Below are 18,588 nucleotides of genomic sequence, written 5' to 3'. Positions count from 1 at the left end.
GCGTGGTATCTGAAAATTTAACAGGATCACTTTTATTCAATAGTCATTTAAATAATTAAGGTGCTCAAGCAAATATGTATACTTTTCTACATTTTGTCGAATTAATAACTACAGTTAAATAACTGTAGTATAATCAGGATGAATATAAGGTTTTATTTATAAAGAGTAAATAAAAGAACGGAAGGGAGAGAATCAATATGTTATCGTTCTATGATGGTTTTTTTCTTAATCTATGCGTTTTGATTGCAGCATTATTTGTGTATAAAGAACTCGTGAAAAAGAGTTCTTTCGAAATACAAACTGTAAGTACAGCTATTATAAGTGGTTTATTAGGTGGCCTTCTAGCTGCTGTTTTAATGCGCTTTAATATTGCAACCAGCACGAATTCTATAATCGATCTTCGAATTATCCCCTTCATGTTAGTTATTCTTTATGGAAATTGGTTATCAACCTCTATAACGGCTACTTTAATTATTCTTATTCGGTTTATGATGGGTGTAAGCACTTATGCATTTTATAATATTATTTTTATCCTTGCTTCATGGGTGATTTTTTGTTTTTGTTTTAAAAAAATTAAAAATCGGTGGGTCTCCATCATAGTTATGCTTACTTTGAGTAATATTGTTTATACGGTATTGAACATTATTCTTTCAGAAGGAAAAGGTCTTAATATACTTTTAATATCAACCTACTGGATCATTTGTATTTTAGGAGGACTCATCGCTGTTTATATGATGGATTACTTGAATGAGACGGAGCTTATATTTAAAAGAAACAATAAGTATGCCTTTACCGATCCCTTGACAGGCCTAAATAATGTTCGTAGTTTTGACTTGGCGTTTAATAAAGCAAAGAGTAAACTTGAAAAATCAAATGAGAGTATCTCTATCATGATCCTAGATATTGATCATTTTAAACAAGTGAATGATACTTATGGCCACTTAGAAGGCGATCTAGTATTGAAAAAATTAGCAGCAATTTTAAAAATGAGTCAAGATCCTAAGGATATTATTTCTAGAAATGGTGGAGAAGAATTTTCGGTGTTGCTCAATGATTGTGACCATAAAGAAGCATATGAAAAAGCAGATGCCTTAAGAAAAGTAGTAGAAAATTCTTTTTTTGCTGTAAAGAATGGAACCATAACGATTCATGTTACAATTTCTATAGGTATTACAACTTATAATGATACGACAATAGAAATCGACCAACTTTATAACCATGCTGACCAAGCTCTGTATGCAGCGAAAAAAAGTGGTAGAAATAAAGTTTGTTCTTATTCACAAGTTATTGATCCAGTTTCTAATTAAAAGAAGAATCCTATTTATAGGATTCTTCTTTTTTTGTTATATCCATCGATTGTTTAAAAAGGTATTGGTGTTCCAAAAGAAATTTCTTCTGGAATAACGGATTTGCTTGTGAAGAGCCATGGAAACGCCTGAAGCCTAAAAGAAAAGTTGTCATGGTTGTTGCTGCTTTAGCAGTTTACAAACATGATACACTTGGGCGTTATTTGCCCACAGTGCTTCATTTTAGGTTACAAGCAACGCCTATTCCGTCAGAATTTTAAGTGAGTGATTAGATTGATCTATTGATACTAAAAATTATAGACCCTATATAGCTGAATCGTAAAATATTCGATCTATTTTATGATTTTACATTAGTTATTGCTAGTTCTTCTTTATAGGTATGATAAACATGTAATAGATGAGTACGTTTATTTACATGAACTTTTTGATAAATATTATGCATGTGAGTTTTTACTGTTCCGATAGAGATAAATAAAATAGCACTGATTTCATCATTGCTTTTATCAGATAAAATTTCACGAAAAATATCCTGTTCTCTTGTAGTTAGATGATAAGTTTGACAAAAAGAGTCGAAGGTATCATAGCCTTGTTCGAATTCTTCTTCATCTGGAACAGTTACAAGATTATTATGAATATTTGAGTTAACGGATATACAGGAATTTTCAGATATCACAGTATCTTCGCTAAGAGTTGGAGAAGTTAGTTTTATTTCTAAGTCAAGTGAACTATTATTTAGATATTTAATGGTATGTTTTATAGCAGCAACACTATATATAATGCTTAGAATATCCTCTCCAATATTTCGGTTGTTTATTTTTAATAACAAGGTGGAATAGATATCAAAATTAAAGATAACAATTGTATCCTCAATCAAAATGAACAAAGAGAACCATAAAGAAATTTTAAGGAGCTTTGTATAACGACTGAAAAAAGAATCTTTATATAAATTCGGTTGTTTTTTAAGATGATACAACCCGGCACTTGCAAGATAAGCCAGATAAAGTTGAGCAGGTAAATAATAAAGCCAAACTTTCAACGCACTATCATTCATCATCGGTATAAATAATAAATATACAGTATAAATAATTAGAATGATGTAGTCTATGTAATTTGTTTTCAACTGTAAAATATAGTAATTAATTAGATAGTATGAGAAAGCAGTACCTAAGACAATAATAGTTTTAAAGGCAGGGACGTCCATGAATTGCAGGTTGTAAGAATTACCAAAACCACTCAAAAACTCAGTCATATAAATGATAGTATTATCAAATATAAAGAGTAAAAACATAATAATAATATACAAATAAACGGGTTTTTTAGTTTTGATATAAATAGCAGAAATAGAGGTCAAAGAAACAGAATACAAAATAATTAACAGAATATTATACAAAAAAATGAGTTCTTTCATGATAAAACTCCTCTGTTTATAGGATAACTGTAATGAAATTTATTTTAAGTATACAAGTAATCGGTAACATTTTCAATAATTCGGTGGGAACTTACCTTAGTATTAAAAAAAAGAAAAATATAAGTGAGTTTAGAAAAGTTTAGTCTAGTTTCTCTTGTGTTAACAAGAAAAACTCATAACTTGCTAGTTAAGTAAAAGACTATTAGTTTAGTTGATAATCTACCTTTAGATAGATTATCAACTTTGAATGCACGTGTTAAATTAAGGATGTCGAATTGAAAGGGTTTTCAATGGACTAATATTATTATACAGGAGGAGAAAAAGATGACATATATAAAAGATTTTATTACAACAGAAGATTATACAAAAGAAGAGTTGATGGATATCATTCATTTATCTCTTAAAATTAAACAAGCGATCAAAGCAGGATATTACCCACAATTATTAAAGAATAAAACATTGGGTATGATTTTTCAGCAATCATCTACCCGGACAAGAGTCTCTTTTGAAACAGCCATGGAACAACTTGGTGGACATGCTCAATACCTAGCACCGGGCCAAATTCAATTAGGTGGACATGAAACAATTGAGGATACTAGTGTAGTTCTTTCTAAATTAGTCGATATTTTAATGGCACGGGTAGACCGACACCAAAGTGTTTATGATTTAGCAAATAATGCAACGATTCCTGTCATCAATGGAATGTCTGATTATAATCATCCTACTCAAGAAATGGGGGACATCTGTACAATGGTTGAGTTTCTACCAGCAGGAAAGAAAATAGAAGACTGCAAGGTTGTATTTGTTGGAGACGCTACTCAAGTATGTACATCTTTGATGATGATCACGACTAAATTAGGCATGAATTTTATTCAATATGGCCCGAAAAAATTCCAATTGAATCAACAGCTACAACAATTGGCAAATGAAAATTGCAAATTATCCGGTGGAACATTTAAGTTAACGGAAGACGAAGATGAAGCAATGAAAGATGCAGATTTCGTTTATACTGATGTTTGGTATGGTTTATATGATGCTGAGCTTTCAGAAGAAGAACGAATGAACATTTTTTATCCTAAATACCAAGTTAAGGATGAAATGATGAAAAAAGCAGCTTCTCATGCAAAATTTATGCATTGTTTGCCAGCTTCAAGAGGAGAAGAGGTAACAGATGAGGTTTTAGATTCTGACTATTCAATTGCTTTTGAAGAAGCTGGGAACCGTTTAACTGCTATGAGGGGACTTTTAGTTTACTTGATGGGGAAATTTGGAAAGCAACAGAATTTTGACGCAGCAAAAAAAGTAGAAACAAAAGAAGAATTAGATGAACTGCTTAAAGATCTTGATTTAGACTTTTTGTATCAAAGATAAAACTAGTAAGATTCGCTGGGGCTCACTCATGGCTATCTTTAATCTACAGTAGGCATGAGTAGTTCTTATAATGAAAAAGAGGGGTGTTTCTTTTGACTAAACCTGAAGGTAAGAAAAAATTTAGAATGATAGATGCCGTTTTGTCTGTAATTTGTGTGGTATTTGTTGCAGAAGCTGCAGCTCCAGTTGCGGCTATTGGAAATTCTCAATATTTTTGGTGGATATTCTTAATGATTGGTTTTTTGGTACCGTATGGGTTGATTGCTTCTGAATTAGGAACAACATATAACGGAGAAGGTGGTTTGTATGATTGGGTAAGGAAGGCATTTGGTGCGAGAATGGGGGCTCGGGTATCTTGGTATTATTGGATTAATTTTCCATTATGGATGGCCTCTTTAGCTGTTATTTTCCCAGAAATGATTTCCCTAATCAGTGGATGGGAAGTTAGTACAATTGTAGGTATTATAATTGAATTAATATTTATTTGGATCGTTACATTGATCGCTTTTTTTCCAGTCAGTGATAGCGTCTGGATTTTGAATAGTGCAGCAGTGATTAAAGTATTTCTGGCTTTAATAGTTGGGGTACTTGGTATTTACGGAGCAATAACGCATGGAGTTGCCAATGAATATACAGTACAATCTTTATTGCCATCGTTTGATGTCAAAAGCTTATCTTTTGTTTCGGTTATTCTCTTTAATTTTTTGGGGTTCGAGGTTATTACTACTATGGCTGACGATATGGAAAATCCTAAAAAACAAATACCGCAAGCTATTATTATAGGTGGATTAGTAATAGCAGCAATTTATATATTCTCAGCATTTGGTATTGGTGTAGCCATTCCAACAGCAGAAATTAGCACTAGTAGTGGATTGATTGAAAGTCTTCAACTCCTAACGGGTAACCCAACAGGAATTTTCATTTCGGTTATGACTATTTTATTTTTGCTAACACTTTTTGGAAATATGATTTCTTGGTCTATGGGTGTGAACAGTGTAGCAGCATACGCAGCAGATAACGGAGATATGCCCAGTGTATTTAAAAAAAGAAGAAAAAATGGTATACCCTTTGGAGCGCCTATGATGAACGGGCTTGTTGCTTCGTTTGTTGTTATTATCGCACCTTTTATTCCTAATGAAGACCTTTTTTGGAGTTTCTTTGCACTTAATTTAGTAATGTTCTTATTAGCATACGTACCAGTATTTCCAGCATTTCTGAAATTACGTAAGATAGATCCAAAAATGGAGAGACCGTTTAAAGTGGCTGGCAATAAAGTGTTTTTAAGGCTGCTAGCCTATGTTCCAATGTCGTTAATAATTATTGCGCTTGTTTTTATAGCTGTTCCAATGGATAGCAGTTCAAGTACTCTAAAAGCAACTTTGCCAATTACGATAGGAGCTGTTGTTTTCATATTAATTGGCGAACTCATTATCAAAGTGAAGAGAATTGGTTACTTAAGTATAGAGGAAGAAGGGATTAATTATGAAAAAATTAAAGACTAGTCCAAAAGCAGATGGGTATAGAATGCCAGGGGAATTCGAGAAGCATGATGGGTGTTGGATGATTTGGCCTGAAAGACCAGATAATTGGAGACTAGGTGGAAAACCGGCTCAAAAAGTTTTTACGAAAGTAGCTATTGCAATTAGTGAGTTCGAACCGGTAACTATGTGTGTAAGCAATGAACAATATGAGAATGCTAGAAATATGTTACCTGCACAAATTCGTGTTATTGAAATGTCGAATAATGATTCTTGGATGCGTGATGTGGGAGCAACTTTTGTAATAAATGGAAAAGACGTTCGAGGCATTGACTGGACTTTCAATTCTTGGGGCGGTTTAGTAGATGGACTTTACTTCCCATGGGATAAAGATGATCAGATAGCAGGAAAAATGTGTGATATAGAAAGATTAGATTGTTACCGACTAGATGACTTTATTTTAGAAGGTGGATCCATTCATGTGGATGGGGAAGGAACATTGATCGTCACTGAAGAATGCTTATTGAGTGAAGGCCGCAATTCCACACTATCAAAAGAGGAAATCGAAGAAAAGTTGAAAGAAAATTTAAATGTAGAGAAGATTATTTGGATTCCCCATGGTATCTATAATGATGAAACAAATGGTCATGTAGACAATATCCTTCATTATGTGGCCCCAGGAAAAGTGGTTTTAGCTTGGACAGAGGATCAAAAAGATCCTCAGTATAAGATTTGTCAAGAAGCCTATTCAATTTTAAGTCAAGCAGTGGATGCTAAAAAAAGAAAGTTAGAAATTATTAAATTAGATTTGCCAGCTAACGTCTTGATCACGAAAGAAGAAAGTGAAGGAGTAGATGCTGTTAATGGTACGCTTCCACGTGAAGAAGGAGATCGTTTAGCAGCTTCGTATGCTAATTTTTATATTGCTAATGGCGGTGTTCTCGTTCCGCAATTTAACGATCCAAAAGATAAGAAGGCTATTGAAACACTTCAAAATGTATTCCCAAACCATAAAGTAATCGGGATTTTTGCAAGAGAAATTCTTTTAGGAGGAGGCAATATTCACTGCATCACTCAACAACAACCTAGTGCAAGTAAAAAGTGAATCATTAATAAAAAAATTATTATCAAATTCAACGTAGATAAAAATCTATTTTTAATGGTTTATACTTGTTACTAATATTCAATTAAAGATTCACTTTACACCAAAAAAGCTACTTTTAGAAATACATTTAGAATCAATAGTTGGATAGGCAGTGAGGCTTGGATTTATGTCCTGGTCTCTCTTTTTTTTTTTTGCTTTTTTAAAACAAAAGAGCAAGGGCAAAGAGTATAGGAATTATATAGGATATGGTAAGGTAATAACAGAAAGTGGCAAAATCAAAAATTGAAGGAGTGATTTTAGTGGTGAAAACACGAGAAGAATTACCGGAAATGCAAACGAAACTTTATATCAATGGACAATGGATAGAAGGATCTTTAGAAAAAAAGGCGGTCAACAATCCAGCGACCAGAGAAGAATTGATTAAAGTTTCCCAAGGTGGAGAAATAGAAACACTTAAAGCAATCCAATCAGCTAAAGAAGCTTTTCCAAAATGGAAAGGTATGGAATTAGCGGAGCGTGTAAAACTTATTCATGCTATTGCAGATAAAATTGAAGAAAAAGCAGATCAATTGGCTTTGATCATGACTTTAGAACAAGGAAAACCTTTAAAAGAATCTAAAACAGAAATTCTGATCAATATTCAAAATTTACATTGGAATGCCGAAGAGGCAAGACGTATTTATGGGGAAACTATTCCAGCTCCTAATAATCATAAATATGAAGTCAAAAAGCAACCGATTGGCGTTGTAGCAGCTATAACGCCTTGGAACTTCCCGTCAAACATGATCATCCGTAAAATTGCTCCAGCTATTGCAGCTGGTTGTACAGTGGTCCTAAAACCGGCAAGCAGCACGCCATTATCAGCTATTGCGATTTTTGAAATTTTCCATGAAGTGGGTTTGCCGGCTGGAGTGGCCAATTTAGTTATGGGACCATCAAGTAAAATCGGAAAAACTTTGACTGATAGCAATGATGTTCGAAAATTAACTTTTACAGGCTCAACAGAGATAGGAAAAATATTGTTTGAACAATCTGCTCAAACAATGAAGAAAATTTCTCTTGAGTTAGGAGGCCATGCCCCTTTTATTGTATTTGCTGATGCGAATATTGATGAAGCAGTTGAAGGCCTTGTTGCAATGAAGTTTAGAAACAATGGGCAGGCGTGTACCTCTCCTAACCGTATTTTTGTAAATAAGGCAATAAAGAAAGAATTTATTCAAAAATTAATGGCAGCTGTCAGTAAAGTCACAGTCGGCAACGGGTTACAAGATGTGATGGCTGGACCGCTTATCAATGAAGATGCAATCGAATCTATCCAAGCTCAAGTAGATGATGCGAAAGTGAAAGGAGCAAAAGTAGTTGCAGGAGGCGAAAGATTAACTAAGGGAGAATATGCTGACGGGTACTTCTATGCGCCTACTATTTTAGACAACGTTACAAACGAGATGGCTATTTTTTATGAAGAAACATTTGGTCCGGTCATTCCTTTGATCGATTTTGAAGAAGAGGATGAGGTCATCAAAATGGCAAATGATAGCATATTCGGTCTAGCTTCTTATTTCTTTACGACGGACTTGAAGCGGGCTGAAAAAGTCAGTGAGGCTTTAGAATATGGATTGGTCGGAATCAACAACACATCAATCTCTACTTCTGAAGCACCGTTTGGCGGGGTAAAACATTCAGGTGTTGGTCGCGAAAATGGTGTTTACGGAGTACAAGAATTTTTAGAAGTTAAATTTGTTCATACTAAATATCTGGATTGATAGAGCGTTATCCAAAGAGAGGAGGAGCTGGCAGTCGCCAATGTTCTCCTCTTTTTTTCGTACATCAGTTTATCAACTCATGATAAACCAAGTATTAAAAATATCTTGTAAGAAATAAGCTGTAAAGCCTCCAAAAAAAATAAAAGGAGCGAATGGAATAAAGTTTCTATAGTTGTTTTTTTTACTGAGCACCAATGGAAAGTTAACTAGAAGGGCAGACAAACAAGCAATCATGATCGCGATCAAAGTCAAATCATAACCAAGCAGCATTCCGATGATCCCTAATAATTTTACGTCTCCACCGCCTATCGAAGTAGATGAGAATTGATATAGAAGATAAAAAAAACTGAAGAACCCAATTCCGCTAAACAAATAAAAATTAAAAGGATGAGGATGGATCACCAATCGACCTAAAAAAACCCACAGAAAAAAGAAAACCATTAAACGATCAGGCAAGAGTTGGTAGTAAAGATCAGAAATGATAAAAATAATCCCAAAAGAAACGAGACCGATAATAAATAGACCCTCTTTTGGAAAAAACAGATAAGTGTAGAAGGTATATAAAAAGATAAAGCCGGTCAAAACTTCAGCTAAGGGATGTAAAATAGAAATGTGCTGTTGGCAATGTCGACAGCGCCCTCTTTGGATAAGGTAAGATAAAATAGGGATCAATTCAAAGAAATGCAACGTGCTATGACAATTTGGACAATGAGAACGTGGGACAACAATAGATTGATGAACTGGGACCCTTAAGCCGACCACCATTAAAAAAGAGCCGAAGCAACACCCTGTAAACCAAATAAGTAAAAATAAAATACCTGTCTGCATTTTTTCACCTCAATCAAACTTCTTATATTAAATATATGCCATTTAGCAAAGAAAGCTTTAAAAAATTAGTGAGGAGGAGTATACTGTTGGAAGTGCAAAAAAATAAAAAAACTTTTGGCATTTTCAACGCAACTTGTTGACAATAATATTAGACCATGTTATGATTCAAAAGGTGCTTTTGTACGCAGATTCCTGTCTATCAGTCGTGCTGACTGGTACATTGGCCTTAAAACTATACTGAAACGGTTGGTTGCAATTTCGCAGCACTTATTTTTTTGCTGGTAAAAGAACCGCCTGGATGTGTGGACTAGAATAATAACATAGGGAAGGAGGAAACAATCGATGCCTACTATTAATCAATTAGTACGTAAACCTCGTAAATCAAAAATAGAAAAATCTGAATCTCCAGCTTTAAACAGAGGTTACAACAGTAAAAGAAAAAAACAAACAACAGTAAACTCACCTCAAAAACGTGGTGTTTGTACTCGTGTAGGGACTATGACTCCTAAAAAACCTAACTCAGCGTTACGTAAATATGCACGTGTTCGTTTGTCTAACTTAATTGAAGTAACTGCTTATATCCCAGGTGAAGGTCACAACTTGCAAGAACATAGTGTGGTTCTTTTACGTGGAGGACGAGTGAAGGATCTACCCGGAGTTCGTTACCACATCGTTCGTGGAGCGCTTGATACTGCCGGTGTTGCAGATCGTAAACAAAGCCGTTCTAAATATGGTACTAAAAGACCTAAAAAATAAGCTTAAGGCTTAAATGAAATAAAAAATGATTCTAAAAAGATAACTATTATCGAAAGGAGGAATTTGGATGCCTCGTAAAGGTCCTATTACTAAACGTGATGTTTTACCTGATCCACTTTATAATTCTAAACTTGTTACTCGTTTGATCAACCGTATTATGGTTGACGGAAAACGTGGGAAAGCTGCTACAATTCTTTATAATGCATTTGGCATGATCAAAGAACAAACTGGCAACGATCCTATTGAAGTATTTGAACAAGCAATGAAAAACATTATGCCTGTTCTTGAAGTTAAAGCTCGCCGTGTTGGGGGTTCTAACTACCAAGTTCCGATCGAAGTTCGTCCAGAACGTCGTACGGCTCTTGCTCTTCGTTGGTTAGTAAGCTACTCTCGTTTACGCGGAGAAGATACTATGGAACAACGTCTTGCTAAAGAAATCATGGATGCTGCTAACAATACTGGAGCAGCTGTTAAAAAACGTGAAGACACTCACAAAATGGCTGAAGCTAATAAAGCTTTCGCTCATTATCGCTGGTAAAATTTTTTCTAAAGAGGACTGCGGTGCCGTTTGTGCAGCGTAGTCCTCTAAGGAAAAATTGAAGTTTCTTAGTTCAAATTAAATTAAGAGAGGTGTTATTACAAGATGGCAAAAAGAGAGTTTTCTCTAAACAATACCCGTAATATTGGAATCATGGCCCATATTGATGCTGGTAAAACAACAACAACTGAGCGTGTTCTTTATTACACTGGTAAAATCCATAAAATTGGTGAAACCCATGAGGGTGCTTCACAAATGGACTGGATGGAACAAGAACAAGAACGTGGTATTACGATTACATCTGCTGCAACAACAGCTGCTTGGAAAGGCTATCGCGTAAACATTATCGATACTCCGGGTCACGTTGACTTCACTGTTGAAGTTGAACGCTCTCTACGAGTATTAGATGGTGCTGTTGCTTTACTTGATGCACAATCAGGTGTTGAGCCTCAAACTGAAACAGTTTGGCGTCAAGCAACAACTTATGGTGTACCTCGTATTGTATTTGTAAACAAAATGGATAAAACCGGTGCAGATTTCATATATTCTGTAGGAACGATCCTTGACCGTTTACAAGCAAACGCACACCCAATCCAATTGCCAATCGGTGCTGAAGATAACTTCACAGGTATCATTGACTTGGTTACAATGAAAGCTGAAGTTTATACAAATGATTTAGGAACAGATATCCGCGAGGAAGAAATCCCTGAAGAATACGTAGAATTAGCAAATGAATGGCGTACAAAATTAATTGAGGGTGCTGCAGATACAGATGAAGCTTTGATGGAGAAATATCTTGATGGTGAAGAAATTTCTGAAGAAGAATTGAAAAATGCTATCCGAAAAGCAACACTTAAAGTTGAATTTTACCCAGTCTTATGTGGTTCAGCATTTAAAAACAAAGGTGTTCAAATGATGCTTGATGCAGTCATTGACTACCTACCGTCACCACTTGATGTAGCTGCAATCCAAGGAATCTTACCAGATTCTGAAGAAACTGCAGAACGCCATGCTGATGACAGCGAACCATTCTCAGCATTGGCATTTAAAGTTATGACTGACCCGTATGTAGGTCGTTTAACTTTCTTCCGTGTTTATTCTGGTACGTTACAAGCAGGATCATATGTACAAAACTCAACTAAAGGAAAACGTGAACGTGTAGGACGTATCTTACAAATGCATGCGAACTCTCGTAGCGAAATTCCTGAAGTATTTGCTGGAGATATTGCAGCGGCTGTTGGTTTGAAAAACACGACAACTGGTGACACTTTGTGTGATGAAAAAGATCAAGTGATCTTAGAATCAATGGACTTCCCAGAACCAGTTATCCAAGTAGCTATTGAACCAAAATCAAAAGCTGACCAAGATAAAATGGGTGTTGCGTTACAAAAACTTGCTGAAGAAGATCCAACTTTCCGTGCTGAAACTGACCACGAAACTGGCGAAACAATTATTGCCGGTATGGGTGAGTTACACTTAGACATCATTGTTGACCGTATGAGACGTGAATTCAATGTTGAAGCTAGTGTTGGTGCTCCACAAGTTTCTTATCGTGAAACATTCCGTGGTTCTACTAAAGCTGAAGGTAAATTCGTTCGTCAATCAGGTGGTAAAGGTCAATACGGTCACGTATGGATCGAGTTCTCTCCTAATGAAGAAGGAAAAGGTTTTGACTTTGAAGATGCAATCGTTGGTGGTACTGTTCCTCGTGAATATATCCCAGCAGTAAAAGCTGGTTTAGAAGCTTCATTAAACAACGGAGTTCTTGCTGGATATCCATTAGTGGATATTAAAGCAAAACTTTATGATGGTTCATACCATGATGTCGATTCAAATGAAACGGCCTTTAAAGTTGCGGCTTCAATGGCATTAAAAAATGCTTCTAAAAAAGCAAATCCAGTTATCTTAGAGCCTATGATGGGCGTTGAAATTACAATTCCTGAAGATTATTTAGGAGACGTAATGGGACACATCTCTGCTCGTCGTGGACGTATCGAAGGTTCTGAAGCTCGTGGAAATACTACTATCGTTAAAGGTATGATTCCATTAGCAGAAATGTTCGGTTATGCAACTGCATTACGTTCAGCAACACAAGGTCGCGGTACTTTCTCAATGACATTCGATCATTACGAAGATGTACCAAAATCTATTTCTGAAGAAATCATCAAGAAAAATGGCGGATCAGCTAACTAATTTTAATTAGCTCTCCGACCGTAAGTATTGATTTTCTAACGAATAATCGTTATAATTTTTACAAATGATGGGGATAAAATGAAAATTTCTATTCCTATCAATAAAAAGAACTCACTATGAGGAGGAAATACAAAAATGGCAAAAGAAAAATATACTCGTAATAAACCCCATGTTAACGTTGGTACTATCGGACACGTTGACCATGGTAAAACAACTTTAACTGCTGCAATTACAACTGTATTAGCTAAAAGAGGTTTTGTAAGTACTGCAACTGACTACGCTTCAATCGATGGAGCTCCGGAAGAACGCGAACGTGGAATTACAATCAACACTTCTCACGTTGAATACGAAACTGCAGAACGTCACTATGCTCACGTGGACTGCCCAGGACATGCTGACTATGTTAAAAACATGATCACAGGTGCTGCACAAATGGATGGAGCTATCTTAGTAGTATCTGCTGCTGATGGCCCAATGCCACAAACTCGTGAACATATTCTATTGTCTCGCCAAGTTGGTGTTCCATACATCGTTGTTTTCTTAAACAAAGTTGATATGGTTGATGATGAAGAATTACTTGAATTAGTTGAAATGGAAGTTCGTGACTTATTGTCAGAATACGATTTCCCAGGCGACGACACTCCAGTTATTTCTGGTTCAGCACTTAAAGCTCTTGAAGGCGTTGAAGAATACGAAGATAAAATCATGGAATTAATGGATGCTGTAGATTCTTACATTCCAACTCCAGAACGCGATACTGACAAACCATTCATGATGCCAGTTGAGGATGTATTCTCAATTACTGGACGTGGAACAGTTGCTACAGGACGTGTAGAAACTGGACAAATTAAAGTCGGTGAAGAAGTTGAAATCATCGGAATCCATGAAGCAACTACTAAATCAACTGTTACTGGTGTTGAAATGTTCCGTAAAATGTTAGACTTTGCTCAAGCAGGGGACAATATTGGTGCATTATTACGTGGGGTTGCTCGTGAAGACATCCAACGTGGACAAGTATTAGCTAAACCAGGTTCAATTACTCCACATACAAAATTTACAGGTGAAGTTTATATCTTATCTAAAGAAGAAGGTGGACGTCATACTCCATTCTTCGCTAACTACCGCCCACAATTTTATTTCCGTACAACTGACGTAACTGGTGTTGTTGAGTTACCAGAAGGTACTGAAATGGTTATGCCAGGAGACAACGTTTCAATCAGCGTTGAATTGATTGCACCAATCGCTATCGACCCAGGTACTAAATTCACTATTCGTGAAGGTGGACGTACTGTTGGAGCCGGCGTTGTAGCTACAATCGAAGCTTAATCAACTCTTGAAAATTAAAACTTTAAAATGACTCTATCTGGAATAGAGCGTGTCCGTCCGAGAAAAAAGCCTTGTCAATGCGACAAGGCTTTTTTATTTGTATAGCTTAATCTTACAATCGACGTGATAAAAAAAGTTAAGAAATGATTAATTCAAATAAAATTCCTCTCATAATTTTATCATTAATATGTTACACTAAACAACAATAGTATTAAGGAGTGATTAAATTGATGAAAACAGTAGATATTGACTGGAAAAATTTAGGTTTCAATTACATTAAAACGGATCACCGATATATTTCTTATTGGAAAGATGGGAATTGGGATGAAGGAACATTAACAGAAGATAATAAAGTTCATATTAGTGAAGGGTCAACAGCCTTACACTATGGACAAACTGTTTTTGAAGGAATGAAAGCTTACCGAACGAAAGATGGTTCAATCAATTTATTCCGACCTGATCAAAATGCAGAGCGTATGCAACGAAGCTGCAGACGTTTAATGATGCCAAGCATACCAACAGATGTTTTTATTGAAGCCGTTAAAAAAGTAGTAAAAGCGAATGAACAATATATTCCGCCATACGGTACTGGGGGTTCTTTATATCTTCGCCCTTATATGATCGGGATCGGCGATAATATTGGAGTGAAGCCTGCAGAAGAATACTTATTTTCTATTTTTTGTATGCCTGTAGGAGCTTACTTTAAGGGTGGATTGACCCCGTCAAACTTTGTTGTTTCTGATTATGATAGAGCAGCAGGTAACGGAACCGGCGCAGCAAAAGTCGGTGGAAATTATGGTGGTAGTTTACTCCCAGGTGCAGAAGCTCATAAACATAATTTTAGTGATGCAATCTATTTAGATCCAACGACCCACACAAAAATAGAAGAAGTCGGCGCGGCAAATTTCTTTGGGATCACAAAAGATAATAAATTTGTTACACCGTTATCTCCATCTATATTGCCTAGTATTACTAAATACTCATTGCTGTATCTTGCGAATGAACGTTTAGGATTAGATGTTGTTGAAAGAGAAGTCTTCATTGATCGATTAGATGAATTTAAAGAAGCTGGTGCTTGTGGAACAGCAGCTGTTATCTCGCCAATTGGTGGAATCCAATATAAAGATGATTTTCATGTCTTTTATAGCGAGACAGAGACAGGACCAATTACTAAAAAACTATATGATGAATTAACAGGCATCCAGTACGGCGATATAGAAGCGCCAGAAGGATGGATCGTAAAAGTATAGGAATAGTTGGAAATCACGATCTAGATCAATGACATGTTAATATAGAAGAAATAAAATAGTTAAACAAATAAATAGACAAATAAAATAAAATACGCTAAGATGGGAAATGTTGATGTATTCCTAACTTAGCGTATTTTTTTTTTGAAAAAAAGCTGAGAATAAAAAGCAAAAATAAATCTTGAAAATCATTTTGCAACTATGGATAAATTAATTTATTGAATAATCAAAAAAGGCTTGATTAAAAGAGTTATTTTTTGTATAATATAAAAGGTGCTGATTTCACAGGGAATCGTACTGGGTACTCGAATGAGAAACCCAATGGCTATGAAACGAGAGGTTGCGACACACCCGGCCGCTTTGCCACGGCGAGTGTGACGGATATTTTCGTGGAGCAATGTCTAATTTATAAAAATAGGCGAAGGAGGGAAAAATAATGGCAAAACAAAAGATTCGTATCCGCTTAAAAGCATATGAACATCGTATCTTAGATCAAGCAGCGGAAAAAATTGTAGAAACAGCAAAAAGAACTGGTGCTAGTGTATCTGGTCCAATTCCATTGCCAACAGAAAGAACTCTTTACACAGTGATCCGTGCGACTCACAAATATAAAGATTCTCGTGAACAATTTGAAATGCTTACACACAAACGTGTGATTGATATTGTTAATCCAACATCAAAAACTGTTGATGCTTTAACAAAACTAGACTTACCGTCTGGCGTAGATATCGAAATCAAGCTTTAATTTTAACTAAAAAAAATAATATAATGGAGGTGTACTCATGACCAAAGGAATCTTAGGAAAAAAAGTAGGAATGACGCAAGTCTTCACTGAATCAGGTGAATTAATCCCAGTAACTGTAATCGAAGCAACTCCAAACGTTGTTTTACAAGTTAAAACAGTCGAAACGGACGGTTACGAAGCAGTTCAATTGGGTTACCAAGAGAAACGTGAAGTATTGTCTAATAAACCTGCAATGGGTCATGTAGCAAAAGCAAATGCTACTCCTAAGCGCTTCATTCGTGAATTTAACGATGTTGAGCTTAGTGAATATGAAGTAGGACAAGAAGTGAAAGTTGATACTTTCAAAGCTGGAGACATCGTTAATGTAACGGGGACTACCAAAGGTAAAGGATTCCAAGGTGTTATCAAACGCCACGGACATAGTCGTGGACCAATGTCCCACGGATCCCGTCACCACCGTCGTCCAGGGTCAATGGGTCCTGTAGATCCTAACCGTGTGTTCAAACGCACATTACTACCAGGTCGTATGGGCGGAAATCGCGTAACTATCAAGAATCTTGAAGTTGTTCGTGTTGACGTTGAAAATAATGTACTTCTTATTAAAGGGAATGTACCTGGGTCTAAAAAATCCTTAATCCAAATTAAATCAGCTTTTCAAAAAGCTAAATAAAAATTAAGAGAGGAGGAACAAGGAAATGCCAAACGTAGCCTTATTTAAACAAGATGGTACTCAAAATGGCGAAGTAACTTTAAACGACGCTATTTTCGGTATCGAACCAAACGAAAATGTTGTTTTTGATGCAATCATCATGCAACGTGCTTCATTACGCCAAGGAAATCATTCAGTAAAAAACCGCAGTGCAGTACGCGGTGGTGGACGTAAACCGTGGGCTCAAAAAGGAACTGGTCGTGCTCGTCAAGGGTCAATCAGATCTCCACAATGGCGCGGTGGTGGAATTGTCTTCGGACCAACTCCACGTTCATACAGCTACAAACTTCCAAAAAAAGTTCGTCGCTTAGCAATTAAATCTGTTCTTTCTACTAAAGTAATAAGTGGAGATTTAATCGTTGTTGACGCATTGAACTTTGACGCACCAAAAACTAAAGAGTTTGCACAAGTGTTAAAAAATCTAAACGTTAATTCTAAAGCATTTATTGTAGTAGAAAACGACAATGATTTCGCAACATTATCTGCTCGTAACCTTCCAGGAGTTAAAATTGTAGCTTTTGATAACGTTACTGTGTTAGATGTTGTAGCGCATGAAAAATTGATTTTGACACAGACTGCTCTAACTAAGCTAGAGGAGGTTCTTCAATAATGGATGTACGTGACGTAATCTTGCGCCCAATTATCACTGAAGCAGCAATGGCTGCTCAAGATAATAAAAAATTCACTTTCGAAGTGGATGTTCGCGCAAACAAAACTCAAGTAAAACAAGCGATTGAAGAAATTTTTGACGTAAAAGTTTCAAATGTTAACATCATGAACGTACGTGGAAAATTAAAACGTATGGGTAAACATACTGGATACACAAAAAAACGTCGTAAAGCAATCGTAACTTTAACAGCTGATTCAAAAGAAATCGTTTTATTTGAAGCTTAATTAAAGCTCTAAAATAAACATCGGGAGGGAAAACACGTGGGAATCAAAAAGTATAAACCAACCACAAACGGCCGTCGTAATATGACTGGTTCTGATTTCGCAGAAATCACTTCAACAACGCCTGAAAAGACATTGTTAGAACCAAACAGAAGAAAAGCCGGTCGTAATAATGCTGGTAAAATTATGGTACGTCACCGTGGTGGTGGACATAAACGTAATTACCGTGTAATTGACTTTAAACGTAATAAAGACGGTATCGTTGGTATCATCAAAACTATTGAATACGATCCAAATCGTACAGCAAATATCGCATTAGTACAATATGTCGATGGTGTTAAAACTTACATCATTGCTCCTAAAGGAATTCAAGTAGGACAACAAATCATTTCAGGAGATACTACAGATATCAAAGTTGGAAATACTCTTATGTTAGATAACATTCCTGCTGGTACTGTGATCCATAATATTGAAATGAAACCTGGAAAAGGTGGACAATTGATTCGTTCTGCTGGAACTAGCGCGCAAGTGTTAGGTAAAGAAGGCAAATACGTAATGATCCGCTTAAATTCAAGTGAAGTTCGTTTGATTTTAGGAACTTGTCGCGCAACAATCGGTTCAGTTGGTAATGAACAACATGAATTGATCAATATTGGTAAAGCCGGACGTTCTCGCTGGTTAGGCAAACGCCCAACTGTTCGTGGATCTGTAATGAACCCGAACGATCACCCACACGGTGGTGGTGAAGGTAAAGCTCCTATCGGACATGTTGGTCCAATGACTCCTTGGGGTAAACCTGCTCTTGGATATAAAACACGTAATAAAAAATCTCAATCAAGTAAATTTATCACTCGTCGTCGTAAAACAAAATAAAATCAGGTTAGTTGGTTTTTCCAACTTTCCTAAGGAATGGAAGGAGGTTC

The 18,588-nt window shown here is 36.0% G+C and carries 17 protein-coding genes; 15 read left to right on the top strand and 2 right to left on the bottom strand.

Features of this window, described 5'->3' with window-relative positions; genetic code table 11:
- The first annotated feature begins 197 nt into the window (after nt 1-197).
- Entirely contained in the window at nt 198-1,307 is a 1,110-nt protein-coding gene (locus BR50_RS05475; protein ID WP_034546958.1) for a GGDEF domain-containing protein, read from the top strand.
- Nucleotides 1,308-1,644: 337 nt separating this feature from the next.
- On the opposite strand, the gene BR50_RS05470 is transcribed toward BR50_RS05475, so the two are convergent.
- Nucleotides 1,645-2,715 (bottom strand): helix-turn-helix domain-containing protein, encoded by a 1,071-nt coding sequence (locus BR50_RS05470; RefSeq protein WP_034546956.1) that lies wholly within the window; start codon nt 2,713-2,715, stop codon nt 1,645-1,647.
- A 324-nt stretch (nt 2,716-3,039) separates the two neighbouring features.
- On the opposite strand from BR50_RS05470, the gene ptcA reads away from it, so the two are divergent.
- From ptcA to BR50_RS05450, 4 genes are all read left to right on the top strand, one after another.
- On the top strand, nt 3,040-4,086 hold the full coding sequence (ptcA, locus tag BR50_RS05465; protein ID WP_034546954.1) for a putrescine carbamoyltransferase: 1,047 nt from the start codon (nt 3,040-3,042) through the stop codon (nt 4,084-4,086).
- 125 nt (nt 4,087-4,211) lie between these two features.
- Complete coding sequence (locus BR50_RS05460) at nt 4,212-5,588, top strand: APC family permease (protein ID WP_034549004.1); 1,377 nt, start codon at nt 4,212-4,214, stop codon at nt 5,586-5,588.
- Entirely contained in the window at nt 5,569-6,669 is a 1,101-nt protein-coding gene (gene aguA / locus BR50_RS05455; protein WP_034546953.1) for an agmatine deiminase, read from the top strand. Before BR50_RS05460 ends, aguA begins: the two co-directional genes overlap by 20 nt.
- A gap of 329 nt (nt 6,670-6,998) precedes the next feature.
- Complete coding sequence (locus BR50_RS05450; protein WP_034549002.1) at nt 6,999-8,432, top strand: NAD-dependent succinate-semialdehyde dehydrogenase; 1,434 nt, start codon at nt 6,999-7,001, stop codon at nt 8,430-8,432.
- Between the two features lie 72 nt (nt 8,433-8,504).
- Here the strand turns inward: BR50_RS05450 and BR50_RS05445 are convergent, their stop codons facing one another.
- Nucleotides 8,505-9,260, bottom strand: coding sequence for a prepilin peptidase (locus tag BR50_RS05445; RefSeq protein ID WP_051905754.1), 756 nt, complete (start codon nt 9,258-9,260; stop codon nt 8,505-8,507).
- A gap of 342 nt (nt 9,261-9,602) precedes the next feature.
- On the opposite strand from BR50_RS05445, the gene rpsL reads away from it, so the two are divergent.
- The 10 genes from rpsL (at nt 9,603) to rplB (ending at nt 18,538) form a co-directional block, all read left to right on the top strand.
- Nucleotides 9,603-10,016 carry a 30S ribosomal protein S12 gene (gene rpsL, locus BR50_RS05440; protein ID WP_034546948.1) on the top strand — a complete coding sequence of 138 codons (414 nt, stop codon included), beginning with the start codon at nt 9,603-9,605 and terminating at the stop codon, nt 10,014-10,016.
- A 67-nt stretch (nt 10,017-10,083) separates the two neighbouring features.
- On the top strand, nt 10,084-10,554 hold the full coding sequence (gene rpsG / locus BR50_RS05435) for a 30S ribosomal protein S7 (RefSeq protein ID WP_034546947.1): 471 nt from the start codon (nt 10,084-10,086) through the stop codon (nt 10,552-10,554).
- 105 nt (nt 10,555-10,659) lie between these two features.
- Nucleotides 10,660-12,747 (top strand): elongation factor G, encoded by a 2,088-nt coding sequence (fusA, locus tag BR50_RS05430; RefSeq protein WP_034546946.1) that lies wholly within the window; start codon nt 10,660-10,662, stop codon nt 12,745-12,747.
- 135 nt (nt 12,748-12,882) lie between these two features.
- On the top strand, nt 12,883-14,073 hold the full coding sequence (gene tuf, locus BR50_RS05425) for an elongation factor Tu (RefSeq protein WP_034546944.1): 1,191 nt from the start codon (nt 12,883-12,885) through the stop codon (nt 14,071-14,073).
- Nucleotides 14,074-14,303: 230 nt separating this feature from the next.
- On the top strand, nt 14,304-15,323 hold the full coding sequence (locus BR50_RS05420; RefSeq protein ID WP_034546942.1) for a branched-chain amino acid aminotransferase: 1,020 nt from the start codon (nt 14,304-14,306) through the stop codon (nt 15,321-15,323).
- Nucleotides 15,324-15,756: 433 nt separating this feature from the next.
- Nucleotides 15,757-16,065, top strand: coding sequence for a 30S ribosomal protein S10 (gene rpsJ / locus BR50_RS05410; RefSeq protein ID WP_034546937.1), 309 nt, complete (start codon nt 15,757-15,759; stop codon nt 16,063-16,065).
- Between the two features lie 37 nt (nt 16,066-16,102).
- Nucleotides 16,103-16,735: a 50S ribosomal protein L3 gene (rplC, locus tag BR50_RS05405; RefSeq protein WP_034546936.1), complete on the top strand. Its 633-nt coding sequence runs from the start codon at nt 16,103-16,105 to the stop codon at nt 16,733-16,735.
- A gap of 25 nt (nt 16,736-16,760) precedes the next feature.
- On the top strand, nt 16,761-17,384 hold the full coding sequence (gene rplD, locus BR50_RS05400; protein ID WP_034546935.1) for a 50S ribosomal protein L4: 624 nt from the start codon (nt 16,761-16,763) through the stop codon (nt 17,382-17,384).
- Complete coding sequence (rplW, locus tag BR50_RS05395) at nt 17,384-17,668, top strand: 50S ribosomal protein L23 (RefSeq protein WP_034546933.1); 285 nt, start codon at nt 17,384-17,386, stop codon at nt 17,666-17,668. The genes rplD and rplW overlap by 1 nt, the downstream gene beginning before the upstream one ends.
- 36 nt (nt 17,669-17,704) lie before the next feature.
- Nucleotides 17,705-18,538: a 50S ribosomal protein L2 gene (rplB, locus tag BR50_RS05390; RefSeq protein WP_034546930.1), complete on the top strand. Its 834-nt coding sequence runs from the start codon at nt 17,705-17,707 to the stop codon at nt 18,536-18,538.
- The last annotated feature ends 50 nt before the right edge of the window (nt 18,539-18,588 follow it).

The organism is Carnobacterium alterfunditum DSM 5972, from assembly GCF_000744115.1.
Lineage (GTDB): Bacteria > Bacillota > Bacilli > Lactobacillales > Carnobacteriaceae > Carnobacterium_B > Carnobacterium_B alterfunditum.
The sequence above is the reverse complement of the archived record's forward strand: the minus strand, read 5'-3'. Positions and strand labels throughout refer to the sequence as shown.

Bases quoted from the DNA above. Each gene is read 5' to 3' on its own strand.
- rpsG (WP_034546947.1), top strand. From the start codon at position 10,084: ATGCCTCGTAAAGGTCCTATTACTAAACGTGATGTTTTACCTGATCCA.
- BR50_RS05460 (WP_034549004.1), top strand. From the start codon at position 4,212: ATGATAGATGCCGTTTTGTCTGTAATTTGTGTGGTATTTGTTGCAGAA.
- BR50_RS05450 (WP_034549002.1), top strand. From the start codon at position 6,999: ATGCAAACGAAACTTTATATCAATGGACAATGGATAGAAGGATCTTTA.
- tuf (WP_034546944.1), top strand. From the start codon at position 12,883: ATGGCAAAAGAAAAATATACTCGTAATAAACCCCATGTTAACGTTGGT.
- rpsL (WP_034546948.1), top strand. From the start codon at position 9,603: ATGCCTACTATTAATCAATTAGTACGTAAACCTCGTAAATCAAAAATA.
- BR50_RS05470 (WP_034546956.1), bottom strand. From the start codon at position 2,715: ATGAAAGAACTCATTTTTTTGTATAATATTCTGTTAATTATTTTGTAT.
- fusA (WP_034546946.1), top strand. From the start codon at position 10,660: ATGGCAAAAAGAGAGTTTTCTCTAAACAATACCCGTAATATTGGAATC.
- BR50_RS05475 (WP_034546958.1), top strand. From the start codon at position 198: ATGTTATCGTTCTATGATGGTTTTTTTCTTAATCTATGCGTTTTGATT.
- rplD (WP_034546935.1), top strand. From the start codon at position 16,761: ATGCCAAACGTAGCCTTATTTAAACAAGATGGTACTCAAAATGGCGAA.
- ptcA (WP_034546954.1), top strand. From the start codon at position 3,040: ATGACATATATAAAAGATTTTATTACAACAGAAGATTATACAAAAGAA.
- BR50_RS05420 (WP_034546942.1), top strand. From the start codon at position 14,304: ATGAAAACAGTAGATATTGACTGGAAAAATTTAGGTTTCAATTACATT.
- rpsJ (WP_034546937.1), top strand. From the start codon at position 15,757: ATGGCAAAACAAAAGATTCGTATCCGCTTAAAAGCATATGAACATCGT.
- aguA (WP_034546953.1), top strand. From the start codon at position 5,569: ATGAAAAAATTAAAGACTAGTCCAAAAGCAGATGGGTATAGAATGCCA.
- BR50_RS05445 (WP_051905754.1), bottom strand. From the start codon at position 9,260: ATGCAGACAGGTATTTTATTTTTACTTATTTGGTTTACAGGGTGTTGC.
- rplC (WP_034546936.1), top strand. From the start codon at position 16,103: ATGACCAAAGGAATCTTAGGAAAAAAAGTAGGAATGACGCAAGTCTTC.
- rplW (WP_034546933.1), top strand. From the start codon at position 17,384: ATGGATGTACGTGACGTAATCTTGCGCCCAATTATCACTGAAGCAGCA.